This window comes from Actinosynnema sp. NPDC004786 (genome assembly GCF_053601135.1).
The window spans coordinates 157848-179414 of sequence record NZ_JBSGBG010000012.1 but is presented as its reverse complement, the minus strand read 5'-3'; the positions used below and the strand labels follow the sequence as shown (position 1 = coordinate 179414).

The 21567-nt window shown below is 74.4% G+C and carries 18 protein-coding genes and 1 other RNA gene; 8 read left to right on the top strand and 11 right to left on the bottom strand.

The features are described 5' to 3' along the window. On the bottom strand, positions 1 to 276 hold the full coding sequence (locus ACWEFJ_RS13570) for a hypothetical protein (protein ID WP_378084532.1): 276 nt from the start codon (positions 274 to 276) through the stop codon (positions 1 to 3). A gap of 383 nt (positions 277 to 659) precedes the next feature. On the opposite strand from ACWEFJ_RS13570, the gene ACWEFJ_RS13565 reads away from it, so the two are divergent. Next, complete coding sequence (locus tag ACWEFJ_RS13565) at positions 660 to 1004, top strand: hypothetical protein (protein WP_378084531.1); 345 nt, start codon at positions 660 to 662, stop codon at positions 1002 to 1004. Between the two features lie 276 nt (positions 1005 to 1280). Here ACWEFJ_RS13565 and ACWEFJ_RS13560 read toward each other — a convergent pair whose 3' ends face one another. Beyond that, complete coding sequence (locus ACWEFJ_RS13560) at positions 1281 to 2891, bottom strand: DUF6345 domain-containing protein (protein ID WP_378084529.1); 1611 nt, start codon at positions 2889 to 2891, stop codon at positions 1281 to 1283. A gap of 219 nt (positions 2892 to 3110) precedes the next feature. After that, positions 3111 to 3511: RNase P RNA component class A (gene rnpB, locus ACWEFJ_RS13555), an RNA gene on the bottom strand. Between the two features lie 221 nt (positions 3512 to 3732). Between rnpB and ACWEFJ_RS13550 the strand changes: the two genes are divergently transcribed. After that, positions 3733 to 4290: an NAD(P)H-dependent oxidoreductase gene (locus ACWEFJ_RS13550; RefSeq protein ID WP_378084527.1), complete on the top strand. Its 558-nt coding sequence runs from the start codon at positions 3733 to 3735 to the stop codon at positions 4288 to 4290. Here the strand turns inward: ACWEFJ_RS13550 and ACWEFJ_RS13545 are convergent. From ACWEFJ_RS13545 to ACWEFJ_RS13520, 6 genes are all read right to left on the bottom strand, one after another. After that, entirely contained in the window at positions 4287 to 5396 is a 1110-nt protein-coding gene (locus ACWEFJ_RS13545; RefSeq protein ID WP_378084526.1) for a bifunctional RNase H/acid phosphatase, read from the bottom strand. The genes ACWEFJ_RS13550 and ACWEFJ_RS13545 overlap by 4 nt on opposite strands. Beyond that, positions 5393 to 6130 (bottom strand): zinc ribbon domain-containing protein, encoded by a 738-nt coding sequence (locus tag ACWEFJ_RS13540; RefSeq protein ID WP_378084524.1) that lies wholly within the window; start codon positions 6128 to 6130, stop codon positions 5393 to 5395. Before ACWEFJ_RS13540 ends, ACWEFJ_RS13545 begins: the two co-directional genes overlap by 4 nt. A 10-nt stretch (positions 6131 to 6140) precedes the next feature. Continuing rightward, complete coding sequence (locus ACWEFJ_RS13535) at positions 6141 to 6968, bottom strand: Nif3-like dinuclear metal center hexameric protein (protein ID WP_378084522.1); 828 nt, start codon at positions 6966 to 6968, stop codon at positions 6141 to 6143. After that, entirely contained in the window at positions 6965 to 8008 is a 1044-nt protein-coding gene (gene cobC, locus ACWEFJ_RS13530; protein ID WP_449713909.1) for an Rv2231c family pyridoxal phosphate-dependent protein CobC, read from the bottom strand. The genes ACWEFJ_RS13535 and cobC overlap by 4 nt, the downstream gene beginning before the upstream one ends. 40 nt (positions 8009 to 8048) lie before the next feature. After that, complete coding sequence (locus ACWEFJ_RS13525) at positions 8049 to 9047, bottom strand: polyprenyl synthetase family protein (protein WP_449713908.1); 999 nt, start codon at positions 9045 to 9047, stop codon at positions 8049 to 8051. A gap of 330 nt (positions 9048 to 9377) precedes the next feature. After that, entirely contained in the window at positions 9378 to 9824 is a 447-nt protein-coding gene (locus ACWEFJ_RS13520; RefSeq protein ID WP_449713907.1) for a hypothetical protein, read from the bottom strand. A 105-nt stretch (positions 9825 to 9929) separates the two neighbouring features. Between ACWEFJ_RS13520 and ACWEFJ_RS13515 the strand changes: the two genes are divergently transcribed. The 3 genes from ACWEFJ_RS13515 (at position 9930) to ACWEFJ_RS13505 (ending at position 12118) form a co-directional block, all read left to right on the top strand. Then, entirely contained in the window at positions 9930 to 10385 is a 456-nt protein-coding gene (locus ACWEFJ_RS13515; RefSeq protein ID WP_449713927.1) for a low molecular weight protein-tyrosine-phosphatase, read from the top strand. Next, the gene (locus tag ACWEFJ_RS13510) at positions 10382 to 11212 is read left to right on the top strand and encodes a fructosamine kinase family protein (RefSeq protein WP_449713906.1); all 831 of its coding nucleotides are present in this window, start codon (positions 10382 to 10384) and stop codon (positions 11210 to 11212) included. Before ACWEFJ_RS13515 ends, ACWEFJ_RS13510 begins: the two co-directional genes overlap by 4 nt. An 81-nt stretch (positions 11213 to 11293) precedes the next feature. Next, on the top strand, positions 11294 to 12118 hold the full coding sequence (locus ACWEFJ_RS13505; protein ID WP_378084512.1) for an SURF1 family cytochrome oxidase biogenesis protein: 825 nt from the start codon (positions 11294 to 11296) through the stop codon (positions 12116 to 12118). Here the strand turns inward: ACWEFJ_RS13505 and ACWEFJ_RS13500 are convergent. Continuing rightward, a complete protein-coding gene (locus ACWEFJ_RS13500) occupies positions 12060 to 13028 on the bottom strand; it encodes a cobalamin biosynthesis protein (RefSeq protein ID WP_378084510.1) in 969 nt (322 codons plus the stop codon). The genes ACWEFJ_RS13505 and ACWEFJ_RS13500 overlap by 59 nt on opposite strands. Positions 13029 to 13079: 51 nt before the next feature. On the opposite strand from ACWEFJ_RS13500, the gene ACWEFJ_RS13495 reads away from it, so the two are divergent. From ACWEFJ_RS13495 to ACWEFJ_RS13485, 3 genes are read left to right on the top strand one after another with little or no spacing between them, the layout of a single operon-like run. After that, complete coding sequence (locus ACWEFJ_RS13495) at positions 13080 to 14561, top strand: DUF2397 domain-containing protein (RefSeq protein ID WP_378084508.1); 1482 nt, start codon at positions 13080 to 13082, stop codon at positions 14559 to 14561. Continuing rightward, entirely contained in the window at positions 14561 to 15727 is a 1167-nt protein-coding gene (locus ACWEFJ_RS13490) for a TIGR02678 family protein (protein WP_378084506.1), read from the top strand. Before ACWEFJ_RS13495 ends, ACWEFJ_RS13490 begins: the two co-directional genes overlap by 1 nt. Continuing rightward, a complete protein-coding gene (locus ACWEFJ_RS13485; RefSeq protein ID WP_449713905.1) occupies positions 15724 to 20001 on the top strand; it encodes an SbcC/MukB-like Walker B domain-containing protein in 4278 nt (1425 codons plus the stop codon). Before ACWEFJ_RS13490 ends, ACWEFJ_RS13485 begins: the two co-directional genes overlap by 4 nt. Positions 20002 to 20131: 130 nt before the next feature. On the opposite strand, the gene ACWEFJ_RS13480 is transcribed toward ACWEFJ_RS13485, so the two are convergent. Beyond that, the gene (locus tag ACWEFJ_RS13480) at positions 20132 to 21322 is read right to left on the bottom strand and encodes an ROK family protein (RefSeq protein ID WP_449713904.1); all 1191 of its coding nucleotides are present in this window, start codon (positions 21320 to 21322) and stop codon (positions 20132 to 20134) included. Positions 21323 to 21567: the final 245 nt, after the last annotated feature.

Sequence of the window (21567 nt, the reverse complement as noted above, 5' to 3'; positions counted from 1 at the left end):
TCACCCGCCGGTGAACAGGCCGGCGATCCACTGGCCGATGTTCGCGCCCGCGTTCGTGGTCACGGCCAGTCCGATGATCGCCAACGCGATGATGACGCCGCCGAGGCGGCGCATGACCCCGGCGTTGTCGCCCTTGCCGCCGCCGAGCCAGAGCAGCAGCACGGCGACCGTCAGCAAGAGGAGGGGAACCAGGTTGTCGAGGATCCACTGGCGCACCCCGCCTGTGCCCAGGGCGGGCTGCTGCTGGGCGAGTGTTACCAGGGTCATGGCGGTCATCTCGTACTCCTGAGTACGCAGGACTTCGCCGGGCGGGCCGAGGGGTGCCCGTCCGGTTGGTGCGCTATCGAGTAGAACACGTCTTCGTCACGAGGTGTATCGGGCGACTAGCGGTGGGTAGATCAATAACCGTTCCCCTGGCACTCGAATACGTCTAATCTGACCACAGACATCATGGTTCGGGGCGAGCCGGTGGAGAACCGACGTCCCCGGTTTCTCCCGATTGCTGAGATAGTTCACTCGACTGCGAACCCCCTGGTCACGCACAGTGTGCACGACCTCCAGCCCTCTCCCCGCCGGTCACGCGGAATCCCCCGACCGGCCGAGCGACGGGCACCCGAACGGTCCGCATGCCGGAGTGACGACGCCGAGGAGGCTCGCCGATGACCCAGCCGCCCGAGGCCGTGCCCGAACCAGCCACCGGAGTGAACGAGATCACCGTCTCGGTGGCCGTCTCGGGCGGTGATCAGGTTACCGGTCAGGACCGGCAAACCGGGCGGCGGGTGCAGCGGACGGTCAACTTCGACCAGGACGTGCTGGAGCGGGCGCGGGCGGCGGCGACCTACCTGGCGGCGTACGAGGCGGAGGCGGGCGTGCGCAGCCTGGCCGACATCGTGAACCCGGCCGTCGCCGCCTACGTGGCCGAGCTGGAACGCCGCTACAACGGCGGCGAGGCGTTCCGCCCGGTCTTCCGCATGCCCCCGGGCCGCCCCGCCCGCCGCACCTGACCCCACCCGCGTGTCCTACCCCCAAAACCCGCGTGTCCTACCTCCAGAACGCGCGTGTCCTACCTTCAGAACGCGCGTGTCCTACGTTCGGAACGCGTGAGTCGAACGCTCGGGACCCGTGAGTTCAACGCTCGGGACCGCGTCGGGCCGTCCTGGACGTCGAACTCGGGGTACCCGGGCGTTCGACACACGGGCCCTGGAGGTTCGACACGCGCGGAAGGGGCCCCTTCCGACCCCCAGGTGCGGGAGGGACCCCTTCGCGTCACGTGCCCCGGGTCAGCTCAGGCCCGAGATCCGCCAGTAGCCGAACGTGGGCAACGTGTCCGGGCCGACCGGCCCCTTGTTCCAGAAGTAGTCGTTGAAGTTGGCCAGGCCGCCGAGGCCGATCGGCCCCATGGTCGCCCACCGCACGGACGCCGGCTGCGTGTCGATCGACGCCTGCGCCCACGCGTCCCGCACCTTCATCGGCTTGTTCCACCACAGGAACGGCGTCCGCAGCAGGTAGTTCGCGAACTTCCCGCCGTGCACGGCGCTGTGGTACGAGACGGTGTCGAAGCTGTTGATCTGGTGCAGCCCGCGGAACGCCTTGCCCCACCGCGCCGCCCAGCTCTGCCCGCCCGAGGTGCCCTGCAGGATCGAGCAGGTGAACAGGCTCATCCACTCGACGTCCCGGTTGCCCCACCGCGCGTCGTTGTTGGACAGGAACGTGTCGGTGTTGCTGCTGCACCCGGCGAACGAGAAGCCGGTCGGCGAGCCGTGCCCCTGCCAGTACGTCATGTCCACGTCGTCGGCGTACAGGTGGTCCTGCCCGCCGGGGAACGCCGGGTCCTTGAAGTCTCGCTCCCACGCGTTGGCGTTGAGCCAGCTGAACTGCACCGGCACGCCCGCGGCGGTGAACCGGTTGTTGAACGACGCCAGGTTGTTCGCCGTCCACGGCAGCCCCGAGCACGGACCGGTGCCCTCGCTGCCGACGTCGACCCGGGTGGTCCACTGCGGGGTGAACGCGCTCTCCTGGCGCGGCGGGTCGGCCGGGCCCGGCTCGGGCAGGCGGGCGTCCACGGCCGCGCCGACGATCACCGACTGCACGGCCGCGCCGTCGGAGTTCACCCCGTCGCACCGCAGGCCCGGCTCCAGCTTCGCGACCTTCTCGGCCAGCGGCGGGGCCTCGTACACGTAGGACGCGCCGGTCGGCCGCACGCTCGTGCCGAACAGGTCGGCGCACCGCTTCAGGCCCTCGTCGAGGCCGACCACGGGCACGCTGCCGGTCTTCACCACCTCACGGGTGGCGTAGGTCAGGCCCGCGACCGCGCCCTGGCCGTCGAACGCGACCCGCAGCTTCGCCCCCGGCCCCTCCAGCGGCACGCCGTCGAGCGCGAACGCGAACGACACGGCGGTGTCCAGCGGCGCGGTCACCACGGCCTTCTGGTTGGCGTCGACGACCTCGAACGTCGTCTGCCCGGCGGTGGGCGTGGCGTTCGCGGGCAGCAGCCCGACGCCGCGCAGCGCTTCGAGCGTCTTCCTGGTGGCGTCCTCGACGGGCACGGCGCGCAGGCGCTTGAGCCCGTCCAGGTCGAGCGCCGTCGCCGTGGTCCCGATCCCGTCCTCGTCGGGCTTGCCCGCGCCCTGGTCCAGGCCGGGCACGCGCAGGTAGGTGGACTCGTCGGCGAACGACACCGAGCCGTCCTCGGCCAGGCGCACGTCCTTGAGGCCGAACGCGCGCTGCAACGCGGCGGCCTGGTCCGGGGTGAGCCCGGCGGACCGGACTTCGTACACCGGCAGCTCCGCCGGTGCGGCCGCGGCGGTGGCGGCGGCCCCGGTGATCGCCGTCGCACCCATCAGGCCGGTCAGGGCGAGCCAGGCGCCGGCTCGCCGCTTGGTGGTGGACATCGGTTCCCTCCCTCGTGGCACCGCGGGGCAGGGCCCGCGGTCTGCGAGGAGGATCCGGGCCGGACGGGGTTGATACCGACAACCACTCGAACGGCCTCACTTGTGTAACACCGTTGGCGCGCAAGGGATGTATAGGCGGGCGAGTGCGCCTCGCAAGCGGGGAGCGCGCGGACGGGTGCGCCCGGACGGCGGCCGGAGCGCCCGAAGGGCGGAGAGGGGCGGATGAGCCGGCATGTAAGCCGGATTCTGTTCCCGGGCGCCTCGCGGCGGTCCCGTTCGGCGGCCATCCATCTCGGCCTGCCGTCGCCGACAGGCTCTTGCGGCCTACCCGCAGGCATCGGACGGGCCGCCCTCGATCGCCTGCGCAGGTGCCCTGGGGCACCCTCTTGGCCTTGCTCCGGGTGGGGTTTACCGAGCCGTCCCCGTCACCGGGGACGCTGGTGGTCTCTTACACCACCGTTTCACCCTTACCCCGGCTCGCGCCGGGGCGGTCTGTTCTCTGTGGCACTGTCCCGAGGGTCGCCCCTGGTTGCCGTTGGCAACCACCCTGCCCTGTGGAGTCCGGACTTTCCTCGGCGACGGATCCGGGGACCCGTCGACGCGGCCGCCCTGCCGACTCATCCGCCCCACCAGGATACCGGCGGGTTCCCAGGAGGTGGAACCCGGGCCGCGGAACCTTGTCGCGATGTGGGCTTGCTGCTCTACTCGAAACCATGCCAGGAATCGGGGGGCTCACCCGCCGCCGGCACGTCGACTTCGGTCGGACCGCCGCCGCGATCTGTTGTCGCTGACCGATTTTATGTCGCACCCAGAGCCTTTTCCCGAAAGGGGTCAGCGAGCCATGTCGTCCATTCTGATGATTTCCGGCGGTCCGTCGCCGACGTCGCGCACCGGCGTCGTCGTGTCCCACGTCGAGGCCCTGCTGCGCGAGGCCGGGTACGGGGTGCGGACCCTCCACGTGCGCCAACTGCCCACGTTGCCGCTGCTCACCGAGGACCTGCGCGACCCGGACATCGGGGACGCGGTCGCCTCGGTGCTGCGCGCGGACGGCATCGTGGTCGCCAGCCCGGTGTACCGCGCGGCGTACAGCGGGCTGGTGAAGGCGCTCGTCGACATGTTGCCGAAGAGGGCGTTGCGCGGTCGGGTGATCCTGCCTTTGGCGACCGGCGGGAGCCAGGGGTTCCTGGTCGCGATGGACTACGCGCTGAACCCGTTGCTCGCGGGCAAAGGCGCGGATTCCGTGCTGCGCGGCGAATTCGTGCTCGACCACGACATCGAGAACGGCGTGATCGCGCCGAAAGCCGCCGACGCGATTCGCGCGGCGGTGGACCGGTTCGCGATGGCCGTGCAGGACGCCCGGTTCCGCCGCGAGCGGCCCCGGTTGCGGCCGGCCGGTTAGACCAGGTGCGAGGTGTCGTTGACCAGCCGCACGGACGCGAGGCCGTCGGGGTAGAACTCGACCACCGACAGCGACGCGAGGTCCAGGTGCAGCCGGAACAGCAGCGACGGCCCCACGTCCAGCGCCATCCGCAGCAGGCACTTGATCGGGGTCACGTGGCTGACCACGACGACGTTCGCGCCGCCGAAGCGGGACACGAGGGCGTTGCGGGCCCGGCGGACCCGGTGGTGCACCTGGTCGAAGCTCTCGCCGCCGGGCGTGGGCACGGACGGGTCGCCCAGCCACCGCCGGTGCACGTCGGGGTCGCGCTCGGCCGCCTCGGCGAACGTGAGCCCTTCCCACGCGCCGAAGTCGGTCTCGATCAGGTCGTCGTCCCAGGACAGCTCCGCGCCGGTGGCCGCCGCGACCGCCCGCGCGGTCTCCCGCGCCCGCCCCAGCGGCGACGACACGACCGCGGCCAGGCCCTCGACCTTGGCGAGCCGGCGGGCCGCGGCGTCGGCCTGCGCGCGGCCGACGTCGGTCAGCGGCGGGTTGCCGCGCCCGGAGTAGCGGCGGGCTGCCGACAGCTCGGTCTGGCCGTGCCGCAGCAGGTACAGCCGGGTCGGCTCGCCGACCGCGCCGGTCCACGACGCGGGTGAGCTGATCGCCGCGTCGGGCTGCTGCGGCTCGGGCCGGGCGGGCCCGGACTTCTCCGGCCGGCCGACGCCCGCCTGCTCGTCCATCGCCAGGTTGGCCAGCCGGTCGGCGCGCCGGTTGCGCTCGCGCGGGATCCACGTGTAGCCCACCCGGTCGAACGACCGCGCCACCTCGCGGGCGCGGGCGGCCAGCGGCTGCATGGCGGGGTGCTTGACCTGCCAGCGCCCGGACATCTGCTCGACCACGAGCTTGGAGTCCATGCGCACGTCCACGGCGGACGCGCCCAGCTCGGCCGCCGCCTCCAGCCCGGCGATCAGCCCCTGGTACTCGGCGACGTTGTTGGTGGCGACGCCGATCCCGGCGGACCGCTCGGCCAGCACCGCGCCCGCTTCGTCCAGCACGACCGCGCCGTAGCCGGCGGGCCCGGGGTTGCCGCGCGACCCGCCGTCCGCCTCGACGACGACCTTCACAGACCCGATTCCCCGGTCCGCACCATGATCGCGCCGCACTCCTCGCACTGCACGACCTCGTCGGCCGCCGACTCCTTGACGTGCGCGATCGCGCTGCGGTCCAGCTCGATCCGGCACGCGCCGCAGCGCCGTGACTGCAACAGCGCCGCGCCGATGCCCTTGTGCGCCCGCACGCGGTCGTAGAGGGCGAGCAGCGGCTGGGGGAACTGGCCGGTCAGGCCCTCCCGGTCGGCGGTGCGCTTGGCCTCGGTGGACTCCAGGTCGGCGAGCGCGGCGTCCCGGCGGCGGGCGGCGTCGGCGAGCGACTCCTGCGCCTTGTCCAGCTCGACGCGGGCGTGCTGGAGGTCGGCTTCGACGGCCTCGCGGCGTTCCATCAGCTCCAGCAGGTCGTCCTCCAGCGCGCCGCGGCGGCGGCCGAGGGTGGCCAGCTCGTGCTCCAGGTCGGTGAGCTGCTTCGCGCCGACCGCGCCGCCCTGGAGCAGCGCGCGGTCGCGCTCCTCGCGGGCCCGCACCTGGTCGATCTCGGTCTCCTGGCGCCGGACCTCGCGGTCGAGGTCGCCCAGGGTCGTCTCGACCGTGGTCAGCGCGTCCTGCTTGGCGCGCACCTGCTTCTCCGCCTCGGCGATCTCGGCGATCTCCGGCAGCGTGCGGCGCCGGTGGGTGACGCGCGACAGTTCGGCGTCGACCCGCGCGAGGTCGAGGAGCCTGCGCTGCACGGCGGGATCGGCTTTCACTGTGGACCTCTCATCGGGATGCTCCTGTTCGGCTCGTCACGCCGACGGTCCACGGATCGGTCCGGCGGGTCGAGACGAGGACTTCGACGGTACCGCCGAACGCGGTGCGCACGACGTGCGCCGCCTGCGCGCACCACGGCTGCTCGCTGGCCCAGTGCGCCACGTCGACCAGCGCGGGCCCGCCCGCGGCCAGGTGCTCGCCCGCCGGGTGGTGCCGCAGGTCGGCGGTGACGTAGGCGTCCACGCCCGCGCGGGTCGCGTCGGCCAGGTAGCCGTCGCCCGCGCCGCCGCACACCGCGACCCGCCGCACGGGCCGGTCCGGGTCGCCCGCCGCGCGCACGCCCCACGCCGTCGCCGGCAGCGCGTCGGCGACGCGCCGGGCGAAGTCGCGCAGCGGTTCGGGGCGGTCCAGCTCGCCGATCCGGCCGATGCCGGTGGCCGCGCCGTCCCCGCCGGGCACGAGCGGGCCGGTGACCCGCAGGCCGAGGGCCTCGGCCAGGGCGTCGGACACGCCGGGGCTGGCCGCGTCGGCGTTGGTGTGGGCGGTGTAGAGCGCGACGCCCGCGCGGATGAGCCGGTGGACCAGCCCGCCCTTGGGATCGTCCGCGGGCACGCCCGTGACGCCGCGCAGCATCAGCGGGTGGTGCGCCACGAGCAGCTGCGCGCCGACCTCCAACGCCTCGTCCACTGTGGACTCGACGGGGTCGACGCAGAACAGCGCCCTGGTCACCGGCTCGGCGCGGTCGCCGCAGACGAGGCCGACGGCGTCCCACGACTCGGCGGTCGCGGGCGGGTAGGCGGCCTCCAGCACGGCCAGCACGTCCCCGAGCGTGGTCACAGCTCCTCCAGCACGACTCGCAGCGCATCCGCCAGCAGGGCGAACTCCCCGGGATCGCGGACCGCGACCCGGAGGTGGTCGGGGGTCAGACCGGGGAACGTGTCGCCGCGCCGGACCGCGATCCCCTTGTCCCGCAACGCCTGCCGCACCCGCGCGCCCTGCGGCACGCGCAGCAGCACGAACGGCGCGGACGGCGGCACGACCACGAGGTCGCCCAGCAGCCCGACGGCGTGCGCCGTGTGCTCCCGCGCCTCCCGCGCCATCGCCTCCGCCTCGGCCACCGCGGCCGGCTCGCAGCACGCCGTGACCGCCTCCAGCACGAGGCTGCCCACCGGCCACCGGGGCCGGTGCAGGGCCAGCCGGGCCAGCAGGTCCGGCGCGCCGAGCAGGTAGCCCGCGCGCAGGCCCGCCAGGCCCCAGGTCTTGGTGAGGCTGCGCAGCACCAGCAGGCCGGGCAGGTCGGCGCGGCCCGCCAGCGACGCCGGTTCGCCGGGCACGGCGTCGGCGAACGCCTCGTCCACCACCAGCACCCGGCCGGGCCGGGCCAGCGACGCCACCACGTCGGCCGGGTGCAGCACGGACGTCGGGTTGGTCGGGTTGCCGAGCACCACCAGGTCGGCCTCGTCGGGCACCAGGTCGGGCCGCAGCGCGTAGCCGTCCCCGGGGCGCAGCGGGACCCGCCGCACGGGCACGCCGGCGTCCAGCAGCGCCACCTCGGGCTCGGTGAACGACGGGTGCACGACCGCGGCCAGGGTCGGGCGCAGGACCGGGAGCAGCGCGAACCCCTCCGCGGCGCCGTTGAGGACCAGCACCTCGTCGGGGGCGCGGCCGTGCCTCGCGGCGACGGCGGCGCGGGCGCGTTCGTCGGCGGCGGCGGCCGGGTAGGGGCCGAGGTCGTCCAGCGCGGCGACGAGCCGGTCGCGCAGCCACGCGGGCGGCGCGGGCAGCCGCACGTTCACCGCGAAGTCCGCGAGCCCGGTCGCGGCGTCGACGTCGCCGTGGTGGCGCAGCAGCGCCCGGCCGGGGTCCTGGCTGGTCATCGCCGCGAGTCTAGGCGATCGTGGTCGGCCGGCCCGCGCTCTACCCCGTCTGCGAGGCGGCCCAGTCGAGGTAGGCGTCCGGCAGGGCCCGCAGCGTGGCCAGCGCCTCGGAGTCGGGCAGGTCCGGCAGGGCGCGCACCGCCCGCGCGGCCAGCGCCGTGCAGTGCGCCAGCGTGTCGGCGACCAGGCCGGTCTGCCGCAGCTCGGCCAGCAGCCCGGCGACCTCCGCGTCGGTCAGCTCGCGGCCGCGCCGCGCGAGCAGGTCGCGCTGGTCGTCGGTCAGGGCGCGCAGCAGCGGGAACGTGTAGACGCCCTGGCGCAGGTCGTGGCCGACCGGCTTGCCCAGCCGCTGCGCGGTGGACACGAGGTCCAGCAGGTCGTCGAGGATCTGGAACATCAGCCCAAACAGCGCGCCGAACCGGGCCAGCCCGGCCGCGGTCGCCTCGTCGGCGTCGGCGCAGTGGGCGGCCAGCACGCCGCCCACCTCGAACAGCGCTCCGGTCTTCAGCCGGACGGACCGGAGCGCGGACTCCGGGCTGCGGTGCGGGTCGTAGAGGTCCATGACCTCCAGCACCTGACCCTCGACCAGGTCCGTCACCACCCGGGCGAGCCGCCCGGCGGCGAACGGCGAGATGCGCTCCAGCGCGGCCTGGCTCGCGCGGGCCAGCAGGAAGTCGCCGACCAGCACGGCCGGGCCGGGACCCCAGTCCGCGTTGACCGTGCGGACACCGCGCCGCTCCTCGGCGTCGTCCATCAGGTCGTCGTGCACGAGCGAGCCGGCGTGCAGCAGCTCGACGCACGCGGCGGCGGTGACGGCCCGGTCCGTGATCGTGCCCGACACGGCCAGCGACCCGGACAGGATCAGCACCGACCGCAGGCGCTTGCCGCCCGCCCCGGTGATCCGGCCGGAGGCGCTGTTCACGACCGGCAGGGACGACGACGTCGCCAGCGCCTTGATCTCGTCCTCGACCCTCGTCAGCGCGCGGGCCAGCGACGGCAGCGCGGACCCGGCCGGGTTCGACGACTTCACGGTGGACACGCGGTGATCTTCCCGCGCACGACCTGAGAGGCCGCTGAGATCACCGGCGCTCAGAGCATCGAGACGGCCACCGCGAAGAACAGCAGGGCCACGCTCAGCACCAGGTGCACCGGCGACGGCCCCTCGTACCGGGCCGCCCGGCACGGCGACGGCTCGGTCACCACCGGTCGCCGACCTTCCCCGGGAGCCGACCGCGGCGCCGGGATCGCCTCCACGAGTTCCGTTCCGAAATGGACGGCCGCGGCCGCCGCCCGACGCACGTGCGCGTCATTCTCATTCCTCCCCGACACATTCCCCACGCCAATGACGTCGGAATTGCGGGGCCCGCCGTTACCCGTTGTCACGCTTTCGCAATCCCTCTTCCGCAGCCGACAGCAGCCTGGCCCGCTCCTGGCGGGCCCGCCGCACCCGTTCCCGCTCGTCCACCCATGCTCGCACGTCGTCGGCCCGCAAGCCGGCGGCTTCCCGGTAGAACCCGTCCCCGAACCACCACCACACCCGAATGCCGTGCGCGGCAATGCGCACGGGCTGTTCCCGACGCAACACGTCGAGTGACGAAAAATCCGCGACCAGCACCGGGGGGCACCCCGTGCCGACGAAGAAATGCCTTTTCCGGAACAGCACGCCGCGATCGGTGAAGAATCCGGCGTTCGGGTCCGGCTCGGGTCCGCCGGGCGTCATCACGGGCCGTGGCCGGGCGAACGCGGGCGTGTCCGGCCACGACCGCCGCCGCACCACCACCGCGACGCCGACCGCCGCCCCGACGGCGAGCAGCACGACGACCCCGACCACGACCCCGGACATGCCCGAAACCCCCACCACGAGCCGGTCGATCCGATGGTCGCGCGTCACCCCGCCCTGGCAGACTCCCCTGCCGTGACGCTGACCGTCTCGTTCATCTGCACCGGCAACATCTGCCGTTCCCCCGTGGCCGCGATCATATTCCGGGAGCACCTGCGGCGTGCCGGGCTGGGTGATCTCGTGGAGGTGACCAGCGCGGGCACGGGCGGCTGGCACGTGGGCGACCCGGCCGACCCCCGGGCCGCGAAGTCGTTGGCGGACCGGGGCTACCCGACGGAGCACACCGCCGCCCAGGTCGACAAGGACCACCTGGACGCGGACCTGCTGGTGGCGTTGGACTCCGGGCACGCGCGGGCGCTGCGGCGGATGGCGCCCGACCCGGAGAGGGTGCGGCTGCTGCGCTCGTTCGACCCGGACGCGGACGGCGCGGACGTGCCCGACCCGTACTACGGGGACGAGCCCGGTTTCAGTCGCGTGGTGGAGATGGTGGAGGCGGCCGTCCCGGGCCTGCTGGCGTGGGTGCGCGAACGCCTGTGACGCCGGAGGACGCGGCACGGGAGCTGACCGGGACGCCGGCCGCGCGGGTGCGGCCGCTCGGCGGCGAGGTGTGGGCGGTCGACCTCGCCGACGGCTCCCCGGTCGTCGTCAAGCGGCACGACCGGCCGAACGCGGCGCTCGCCGAGGCGGCTTCGCTGGAGTGGCTGGCCGAACCCGACGGGCCGCCGGCGCCGCGGGTGCGCGGGCGGCACGAGCACTGGTTGGCGATGGACCGGGTGGAGCCCGGACGACCGTCGCCGTCCGCCGCCGAGGAGTTCGGCCGCCGCCTCGCCGCCCTGCACGCGACCGGCGCGCCCGCGTTCGGCGCGCCGCCCCCGGGCGGCCCGGTGGACGCGGCGATCGGCCTGGCGCCGATGCGCGACGTCGCCTCCGACCGCTGGCCCGAGTGGTTCGCCGAGCACCGCATCGCCTACTACGCCCGCCGCGCGGTGGACGCGGGCGCGCTGACGCCCGCCGAGGCCCGCGTCATCGAGGCCGTGCGGGTCGACGCGCCGGCCGAGCCGCCCGCCCGCCTGCACGGCGACCTGTGGAGCGGCAACGTGCACTGGGCCGCCGACGGCCGCGCGTGGCTGCTCGACCCGGCCGCGCACGGCGGCCACCGGGAGAGCGACCTGGCCATGCTCGCCCTCTTCGGCTGCCCCCACCTGGACCGCGTGCTCGCCGCCTACGACGAGGCCGCGCCGCTGGCCGACGGCTGGCGCGACCGGGTGCCGCTGCACCAGCTGTTCCCGCTGCTCGTCCACGCCGTGCTGTTCGGTCGCGGGTACGCGCGGCAGGCGTTGTCCGCCGCGCGTTCGGCGCCCTGACGACCCGTCCGCCCGGCGTGGCGCCGGCCGCCCGGTTCGACCGGGTGCAGGTCACACCGGCCCAGGGCTTACCGTGGTCACGTGCGGTTGAGGTTCCTGGTGCAGCCCGGCTGGCTGGCGTTGACGCTGGCGGTCTGGGTGTTCGCGGGCGCGTGCTTCACGCTGCTCGCCCCGTGGCAGTTCAACCGCGACGCGGACCGGGAGGCGCAGAACCACGCGGTCACGTCGTCGCTGCGCACCGACCCGGTGCCGGTCACGACGCTCCTCGACCGGTCCAACGCCGACATCGAGTGGCGGCGCGTCACGCTCACCGGCCGCTACCTGCCCGAGGGGCAGGCGGTGGCGCGGCTGCGGACCGTGCAGGGCGAGGCCGCGTTCGAGGTGCTGACGCCGTTCCGGCTGGTCGACGGCCCGGTGGTGCTGATCGACCGGGGGTACGTGCGGCCGGTCAACGGCATCAAGGTGCCCGACCTCGACCCCGTGCCGACCGGTGAGGTGACGGTGGTCGCGCTGGCCCGCCGCGACGAGTCGGACGACCGGGACGCGTTCCAGCAGGACGCGCACCGGCAGGTGTACGCGGTGAACTCGGCCGTGGTCGGCCGGGCCGCCGGGCTCGACATCCGGCCCGGCTACTTCCAGCTCACCGAAGGCCAGCCCGGCGTGGAGGAGTCGCTGCCGCTGCCGAAGCTCGACGCGGGGCCGTTCTTCTCCTACGCGTTGCAGTGGATCGCGTTCGGCGCGATGGCGCTGGGCGGCTGGCTGTACTTCACCGTCCGCGAGATCCGCCCCGGCGGGGCGCTGCGCGAGGGCGCCGACGGGGACGGGACGGCCGACAAGCCCGCGAAGGTCAGGCGGAAGTCCGTCGCCGAACAGCTCGCCGAAGACGAGGCCGCAGCAGCGCGATGACCGCGGTCACGGCCGTCGCCGACGCGCCGACCACCCGCGACAGCTCCACCGCGCGCGTGACGTGACCCGCGTCGGGGTTGCGGCCGTGGCCCAGCACGGGCCGGTCCTCCGCGCCGTGCGCGTACACCGTGCGGCCGCCCAGCCGGACCTCCAGCGCCCCCGCGAACGCCGCCTCGACCTGGCCCGCGTTCGGGCTCGGGTGCGCCGAGGCGTCCCGCCGCCACGTGCGCCACGCCTCGCTCGCGGACCCGCCGACGACCGGCGCGCCCGCCGCCGTGAGCAGCGCGGCCAGCCGCGAGGGCAGCAGGTTCGCCACGTCGTCCAGCCGGGCCGCGGCCCAGCCGAACCGGCGGTACCGCTCGTTGCGGTGGCCGACCATGGCGTCCAGGGTGTTCGCCGCCCGGTACCCGAGCAGCCCCGGCACGCCCGCGACCGCGCCCCAGAACAGCGGCGCGACCACGGCGTCGGACGTGTTCTCCGCCACGGACTCGACGGTCGCCTTCGCCAGGCCCATCGTGTCCAGCTTGCGGGGCTCGCGCCCGCACAGGTTGGGCAAACGATTGCGCGCCGCGTCGAGGTCGCCGCCGTCCAGCTCGCGGCCCATCGCGGTGCCCTCGTCGGCCAACGACGAGCCGCCGAGCACCACCCACGTCGCGGCGGCCGTGGTCAGGGCCTCCAGGACCGGGCCGCGCCGGCCGAGCCGCTCGGCCGCGACCCCGGCCAGCACCGTGCCGCCGACCAGCACGACCACGTGCGCCACGCCGCCCGCCCGGTGGTCGCGGTACAGCCTGCGCTCCAGCGCCGCCGCCGCCCGCCCGAATCCCGCCACCGGGTGATACCTCTTGGGGTCGCCGAAGACCGCGTCAGCGGCCACGCCCAGCACCAACCCCACCGCGCGCCCCAGACTCACACGGGCACGGTAGCCCGCACGTGTCGGACCGCCGCACTAGGGTGGCCCACCGTGGAACCCGCCGGCCGCCTCAAGCTCTACGCGTACCTGGACGCCCGCGATCACCAGCGCACGTACCTGGCGATCATGCGGTTGTTCACCTCCACGCTGCTGGCCGACCTGTCCGCGGGCGAGGTCGCGGGCGCGCTCGCGGGCGCCGAGCGGGAGGGCCGGGTCGAGCCCGGCGAGTCCCGCATCGAGAACGTGATCAACCGGCTCCGCCAGCTCGTCGAGTGGGGCAACCTGGTGCAGGGCCGGCGCGAGGTGGTGGCCACCAGCATCGCCGAGTTCCAGCACGGCAGCGTCCGCTACCAGGTCAGCAAGCTCGCCGTCCGGGTGCAGCGCGACGTGGACGAGCTGCTGCGCGTGCCGGAGGGCGCGCGGGAGGTGTCGCGGGAGCTGCTGCCCGCCGTGGAACGCGGCCTGGACCGGCTGGGCCGGTCCCTGGCGGAGGCGCTGGTCACCGGCGCCGGCCGGTCCCGGGAGGCGTTGGCCGAGCAGGTCACCACGCTGTTCCTCCAGCACGCCGAGCTGGCCGCGACCGTGCGCGACTTCTACGCCTACCTCGGGCAGGTCGTGACGCGGCACCACCTGGCGCCCGACGAGATCTCCGGGTTCCGCAACCTGCTGGTCGAGTACATCCAGATGGTCGTGGAGGACGTGCTGCGGCACACCCCCGCCATCGCCGACGCGCTGGCCCGCGTGAACGCCGCGCGCTCGGAGCTGCTGCGGCTGCTGGGCCGCGCCGACCTCGGCGAGCGCGTCGAACGGGCGCGCGGCCGGTCGGCGGAGGACTGGCAGGAGCTGACCGACTGGTTCGTGGACCGGCCCGGCCGGCCGAGCCAGGTGACGGCGCTGCGCGAGGCGACGGCGCGCGCGATCGGGTCGCTGCTGGCCAGCGTGAAGCGGGCCACCTCCGGCGGCGGGCTGCTGCCGAGCAGGCGGGCGGAGCTGCTGAAGCTCGCCGCGTGGTTCGACGCCGGCACCCGGTCGCAGGCCCACGAGCTGTACGCGGCGGCGTTCGGGCTGTACTCGGCGCGGCACGTGTCCCCCGCGCCCGAGCACGACCGCGACAACGAGCGCACGCCGTGGCGCGACGGCCCGGTGGTGGACGTGCAGGTCAGCGTGCGCAGCCGGGGCGACCGGGGCGCGCGCGGCCGGACGTCGCGGATCCTGGACGACCCGATGACCGAGCAGTCGCTGCTCGCCGAGGCGCGGGAGGCCGACGAGCGGCGGGCCGCGTCGGTGGCCGAGCTGGCCGCGGCGGCTCCCCGGCTGGCCGAGACCACGTTGTCCGGCGAGGCGCTCGGGGTGCTGTGCGAGCTGCTCACGTTGGCGATGGCGCAACGCGACAAGGCGACCGACGCCGGTTCCGCGACCGACCCGGTGCGCGGCCTGCGGGTCACGGTGGCGCACGAGGCGGGCCGGCACACGACGATCCGTTCGGCGGCGGGCACGTTGACCCTGCACGACTCCACGGTGGTGCTCGACTGATGTTCGAGGACCTCTCCGAGATCGACGCGGCGAACGTGGTGCGCTGCGCCCGCACCCTGCTGCGCCGGCCGCTGCTGCGCGCCGACGGGCCGGACGGCGAGCTGCTGGCGCTGGTCTACCGGCACCGGGCCGCGTTGCAGGACCTGTTCGCCCGGGTGCTCGGCTACCGGCTGGTGGTGGAGCGGCGGTTCGCGCGGCTCTACAAGTCCGGGCCCGGCCCGGACGACTCGCGGGGCGTGCTCGGCATGTCCCCGCGCGGGTACGCGTACCTGGCGCTGACGATGGCGGTGCTGACCGGCACCGGGCGGCAGGCGTTGCTGTCGCGGCTGGTGGCCGACGTCCGCGCGGCGGCGGTGGAGGCCGGGCTGACCGTCGTGGACGACGTGGCCGACCGGCGCGCGTTGACGGCGGCGCTGCGGCACCTGGTGTCGCTGGGCGTGCTGCACGAGACCGAGGGCACGGTGGACGCGCAGGCCGAGGCGTTGATCACCATCGACACCGACCTGCTCGGGCAGTTGCTGACCGGCCCGGTGGCCGAGGCGACGTCGCCCGAGCGGCTGGTGGAGCTGGCCGCCCGGCCCGGTCCGCGCGGCGTCGAGCACGCGGTGCGGCGCAAGCTCGTGGAGAACCCCGTGGTGCTGTACGCCGACCTGCCGCCCGAGCAGGCCGAGTGGCTGCGGCGCAACCAGCGCAAGGAGACCGCGCTGCTGGAGACGTGCTTCGGGCTGCACACCGAGTGCCGGGTCGAGGGCGTGCTCGCGGCCGACCCCGAGGACTACCTGACCGACCTGTACTTCCCCGGCACGTCCACGGTCGCGCGGATCGCGCTGCTGGCGCTGCCTGAGCTGCTGGACTCCGACCCGCGCCCCGACGGGCGGCACGAGGTGGCCGTGCCGGCGTTGAAGGCGGTGTGCGAGCGGTTGGTGGAGGACTACCCGACCGCGTGGTCCAAGCAGTTCACCGAGGACCCCGACCGGCTGGTGGACGAGGTGCTGGAGCTGCTGCGCCGCATGGGGTTGGCGGTGCCCGCGGCGGACGGGTGGCTGCTCAACGCGGCCGCGCACCGGTGGCTGCCGTCGCCGGACGGCGACCCGGAACGTGACGTGGAGCCGGTCGTCGTGCCGGACGTGCCCAGCTGGTCGTTGTTCGATGAGGAGACCGCGTGAACAGGTGGCGGCTGCACAGGGGCGGCATCGTCAACATCTGGCAGTACACCGAGCAGGCGTTCGACTTCTCCGGCGGGCGCGCGATCTTTCAGGGCACCAACGGGTCCGGCAAGTCGCGCACGCTGGAGCTGCTGCTGCCGCTGTGCCTGGACGGCGACCTGCGGCAGGTCGGGTCCAAGGGCTTCGACACGGTGTCGCTGCGGCGGCTCATGCTGGACGACTACGACGGCGGGCCCAACCGGATCGGCTACGCGTGGGTCGAGCTGACCCGCGGCGACGACGAGTACCTGACCTGCGGGTTGGGCGTGAAGGCGTCCAAGACGTCGCAGGCGATCACCGACTCGTGGCGGTTCATCACGCCGCTGCGGGTGGGCAGCTCGCTGGCCCTGGTGGGCCCGGACCGCACGCCGCTGGGGCCGACGCAGCTGCGTGACGTGGTCGGGGCGGACTGCGTGCTGGAGGAGGCGGCGTTCCGGGCGCGGGTGGCCGAGACCGTGTACGGGGTGCCCGCGCCCCGCTACGGCGACCTGCTGCACCTGCAGCGGACGCTGCGCAACCCCGACGTCGGCCTGAAGGTGCTGGAAGGGCAGTTGGAGCAGATCCTGTCCGACGCGCTGCCGCCGTTGGACCAGGCGATGCTCGAGCAGTTGGCGACCTCGTTCGACGACCTGGAGTCGATCCGGGAGAACATCACGCGGCTGTCGGCGGCGGACGCGGCGCTGGGGACGTTCCTGAAGACGTACTCGGACTACGCGTTCGGCGGGTTGCGGGCGGCGGCGGAGCGGTTGGGCGCGGCCGAGGACGGGGTGCGGAAGCTGGAGCGCGCCTCGGCGCGGTTGTCGGCGTCGCTGGAGGAGACGCTCGCGGCGCGGGCGGCGGCGGAGCACGCGCAGGCGTCGCTGGAGGCCGGGGAGCAGCAGGCCGAGGAGACCATCGGCGCGTTGAAGGAGCTGCCGGCGTTCCGCGACCTGCAGGACCTGCAGACGCGCGAGAAGCTGGTGGCGGAGAAGCGCTCGTCGGCGGTCGCCGCGTTGGACATGGCCAACAAGCAGCGGTTGCAGGAGGACGGCGCGGTCGACGGCGTGCTGCGGCTGCTGCGGCGGCTGGCGGACGACCTCGGCTCGGCGCACGAGCTGGTCGAACCGCTGCGGCACCACCTGCGCGTGGCCGGCCTGGACTCCGCCGTGGTCCCCGACCTCCCGCGCGTGTCCACTTCGGACGCCGTGGTGCGGACGGAGTCCGTGCGCGCCAAGCCCGACCCGGAAGCCGAACCACTGCCGATCGACCGCCGCGTGCCACCCGCCGTCGAGCTGGACGACGTCGCGCTGGAGACCGTGGCGGCGCGCCTGGCCGAGATCGCCTCGTCGGCGCGGCAACGCGGCGCGCTGGCCCTGGCCCTGGCCGCGCAGGCCGCCGAGCTGGACGCCGTCTGGCGTCAGGTGGAGAGCCTGCGCCACACCGCGCGCGACGCCCAGCACACGGCCACCGAGGCCGCCGCGCTGCGCAACCAGGAGGCCCAGGAACTGGCCGAGGTGGCGCAGGCGTGGCTGGCCGACGTCGAGTCGTGGCACACCTCCGGCCCGCTCGCGGAGCAGCAGCCGGACACCCCGCTGCCCCTGCCGACCTCGGTCGACCCGGCCACCGCCCGTTCCCTCACCGCCGCCGCGAGGGACTGGGTGAGCCCCCTCGTGACGGCCGCGCGGGACGGCGCGCACGCGGTCGTGCAGCGGCGGGCGGAACTGGTGACGTCGATCAACGCGCTGGACGCCGAACTGGCGGGACTGCGCTCGGGGTCGGCGCGGGTGCCGGAGCGGACCCGGTTCACCGCCGTCGACCGGGATCCCACGACCGGCGCGCCGTTCTACCGCCTGGTCGACTTCCGGCCGACGGTGGACGATGAGGCCAAGGCCGGCCTGGAAGCCGCCCTGGAGGCGTCCGGCCTGCTCGACGCGTGGGTCACCCCGACACGATCGGGTGAAGATGCCGCGAACATGTACGGAAACACTGTTACCGCACCTCGGTTGAAAACCAGCGGACCCGCCGAAACCACCCCCGACCGCCCAACCCCCACCCCCGACTTCCCGTCCACCGCACCCGCCACCCCCGACACGCCCCTCCACACGTCCGCCGCACCGGACATGCCCGCCCCACCCGGCCTGCCGACCGCACCCGGCGTGCCGACCGCACCCGGCGTGCCGACCGCACCCGGCGTGCCGACCGCACCGGGCGTGCTCGCCGCCCCCGGCACCCCGGTCGACGGCCCGTCCCTCGCCGACGTCCTGACCCCGGCCGTCGACCCGACCTCCCCGGTCCCCGCCGCCGTCGTCGCGGACCTGCTCGCATCGGTGTCCCTGCGCACCCTGGCCCCGGCCGGCGCGTTCGCGGTGTCCCCGGACGGCCGCTGGCAGGCAGGCGTGCTGACCGGCGCGTGGCACAAGGACGCGGCGGAGTTCATCGGCGCCGGAGCCCGCGAAGCCGCCCGCCGGCGTCGCATCGCGGAACTCGAGGACGAGCTGGCCACCCTGCGCGCCGACCTGGGCACCGCCGAAGCCGACCTCGCCGCCGCGCACGCCCTGGTCGGCCGGTGGGAGACCCACCTCGACCGCTTCCCCGCCGACCGCGAGCTGGTCGCCCGTCACGGCCGCCTCCAGGCCGCCCAGGAATCCGCCGACCGCGCCGCCCGCCGGGCGGAGGAGCTGCGCGACGAACTCGCCACCGCCCAGGCCCGCGGCGAGGCCGCCGCCGCCGAGGTCGTCCGCCAGGCCGGCGACGCGGGCCTGCCCGCCACCACCGACGGCCTCCAGCAGGCCCAGCGGGCGGCGGCCGAGGCGCAGCGGACGGCCGACCGGTTGGGTGACGTGCTGCGCCGCCAGTGCCGCGGCACCGTGGCCGACCTGACGGATGCGACGCACCGGTACCACGCGGCGGTGGCGGATCGGGTCGCGGCGGAGGCGGATGCGGAGGCGCGGTGCGTGGATTACGCGTCGCAGGCGGCGACGTTGGCAGAGTTGACCGACGCGATCGGTGGCGAGGCCAGGGAAATCGCCTCGCAACTGTCCACTTTGGAGCGTTCGCGGCGGGAGATGCGGGACGAGCTGAAGAGTGTGCGGGAACAGGTCGTCGAGGCGCGTGAGCAGGCCGCGAAGCTGACCGCCCAGCTGGAGACGTCCGCCGACCAACTCGCCGCCGCCCGCGACACCCTGACGCACGCGGCCGAGCACTTCAAGGCCACCGTGCAGGCGCCGGGGATCCTCGTGGCCGCGCTGCCGGACGTGCCGGAGGACGTCACGGCCGTCCGGGCCGCGCTGGCGGGTTCCGACCGGCGCGGCGCGGGCGAGGCGACCGTGATCACCAAGCTGCAGGCGCTCCAGACGTCGCTGGCGGGCAGCCACGACATCGCCGCCGAGCAGCACGTCGGCCTGCTCACGGTCACCGTCACCGGCGAGGAGGGCGCCCGACCGGTCGCCGTCGCCGCACGTCAGGTCACCGCGAAGCTCGCCGAGCAGCGCGGTTTCCTCGACGAGCAGTACCAGAACATCTTCGCCGACTACCTGATCCGCGACCTGGCCGAGTGGCTGCGCGGCCAGATCGCGGTCGCCGAGGACCTGTGCAAGCGCATGAACGAGGTCCTCGGCCGGGCGCGGTCGAGCCAGGGCGTGCACGTCAAGCTGGCGTGGAAGCCGTCGGCGGCGTTGGAGGAGGAGACACGCGACGCGTTGGCGCTGGTCCGCCTGCCTTACGCGGAACGCGACCCGGAGCAGGACGCGACGCTGCGGCGCGTGTTCACCGAACGCATCGAAGCCGAACGCGACGCGCACACCGGCAACTACGCCGAGATCCTGTCCCGCGCCCTGGACTACCGGACGTGGCACCAGTTCACCGTCACCGTCGCCGACACCGGCCCGGACGGCGGGCCGCGCGAGCGCAGGCTGCGGCAGCTCTCGTCCGGCGAGACGCGCCTGATCTCGTACGTGACGCTGTTCGCGGCGGCGGCGTCGTTCTACGACGCGGTGAGCGGCGAGTTCTCGCCGTTGCGCCTGGTGCTGCTGGACGAGGCGTTCGAGCGGCTGGACGACCCGACGATCGCGCGCATGCTCGGCCTGCTCGTGGACCTGGACATGGACTGGGTGATCACCTGGCCCAGCGGCTGGGGCGTGTCGGACAAGATCCCCCGCATGCACATCTACGACGTGCTGCGGCCCAAGAACGGGCGCGGCGTGGCGTGCACGCAGACGACCTGGGACGGCGCGGCCCTGGACCGGATCGACCCGTAGCACGAGGCCCGACGCGTCGGGCCTCGTGCTGTCGACGCACGGCCCCCGATCGGACGGTGCGGCCGGGCGGTGCTGAACCGGCCGAGGCCCAACCAGGCAGGATCCGCGGCCGGGGTTCAACCAGGCCGGGCTAGACCGCGCGGCTGGCGGTGCGGTCCGGCACGCCGCCCGCGGCCAGGAACCGGGCCACCGGCAGGGTCGCCGCGCCGAGCGCGACGGACTCGGGGCCCAGTTGGCACAGGGTGATCGTGGCCTGCTCGAACGGCCGGTGCAGGGCGTGGCGGGACGCCTGGGTACGCACGTCGTCCAGGATCCGCTCGCCGAGCAGCAGGCCGGCCCAGCCCCCGACGATCACCTGCGACGGGTTGAACAGGTTGATCAGGTTCGCGATGCCCAGCCCCGCGTACCGGGCGGTCTCGGCGAGGACGTCGCGGGCCGCCCGTGACCCGTCGGCGACCAGCGCCGCCAACGCCGCCTCCTGCTCGGCGGGCACGTCGGCCTTCACCGCGCGGTACCGGGCGACGATGGCCGACGCGCCGATGTACGCCTCCAGGCACCCGTGCGCGCCGCACCGGCACGGACGGCCGTCCAGGGCGACCGTCGTGTGCCCCCACTCCCCCGCGCCACCCGACGAACCCCGGTACAGCACCCCGTCCGCGATGACGCTCGCGCCGACACCCGACCCGATCAGCGCGACCACCGCGTCACCCGTACCGCGGCCGGCGCCGAACCACACCTCCGCCTGACCCAACGTGTTCGCCCCGTTGTCCAGGAACAACGGCAGGTCGGTGCCGGTCCGGAGCAGCCGTTCCAGAGCGACGCCGTGCCAACCGACGGTCTGCGCGTACACCAGTCCGTGCTCGACCTGGCCGGGCACGCCGATGCCGACGCCGAGCACGTCGCGCACCCCGCTGGCGGCGAGGCACCGGTCGAGTCCTTCGAGGACCCGCCGCGCCACGTCGTCGATCGACTGGGCCTCGGGCTCCATCGGAAACGTCGCCTCCGCCAGCCGCCGCAGCGTCAGGTCGAACACCTCGACCAGCACGTGCGTCTCGCCGACGTCGACCCCGACCACCGCCGCGTGCGACTGGTTGACCCGCAGCAGCACGCGCGGCCGGCCGCCGTCGGAGTCGACTTGGCCGGCCTCGACCACCACGCCGTCGGCGATCAGCTCGGCGACGACGTTGCTGACCGACGCCTGGCTCAGGCCGGTGATGCCCGCCAGCTCCTGCCGACTGCGCGGCTGGTCGAAGTACAGCGCGCGCAGCACCCGCGCACGGTTGCCTGCACGCAGGTCGCGCACGGTCAGTTTGCGGTGCACGGCGACCCCCATCGAGCGAGTAGGACCACGGCCGCCAGTCGGGCGCGTCGAAGTCCCGACGTTAGTCGGTGGCGAACCGCTTGGTGCCCCATTTCCCGGGCGCTTCCAGCAGTTTTCGCCCGATGCGCTTCAGATCGGCGACGTCGCGGTCACTCAGCGGAGCGGCGACCTCCTCGGCGACCGACTCCCGGTACGCGGGGTCGCTCGTGGTCGCCGGCAGACGCCGCCCGTCGCCTGACAACCTC

Excerpts from the sequence above, each read along its gene's own strand:
- ACWEFJ_RS13570 (WP_378084532.1), bottom strand. The coding sequence starts at position 276 with ATGACCGCCATGACCCTGGTAACACTCGCCCAGCAGCAGCCCGCCCTG.
- ACWEFJ_RS13565 (WP_378084531.1), top strand. The coding sequence starts at position 660 with ATGACCCAGCCGCCCGAGGCCGTGCCCGAACCAGCCACCGGAGTGAAC.
- ACWEFJ_RS13560 (WP_378084529.1), bottom strand. The coding sequence starts at position 2,891 with ATGTCCACCACCAAGCGGCGAGCCGGCGCCTGGCTCGCCCTGACCGGC.
- ACWEFJ_RS13550 (WP_378084527.1), top strand. The coding sequence starts at position 3,733 with ATGTCGTCCATTCTGATGATTTCCGGCGGTCCGTCGCCGACGTCGCGC.
- cobC (WP_449713909.1), bottom strand. The coding sequence starts at position 8,008 with ATGACCAGCCAGGACCCCGGCCGGGCGCTGCTGCGCCACCACGGCGAC.
- ACWEFJ_RS13490 (WP_378084506.1), top strand. The coding sequence starts at position 14,561 with ATGTTCGAGGACCTCTCCGAGATCGACGCGGCGAACGTGGTGCGCTGC.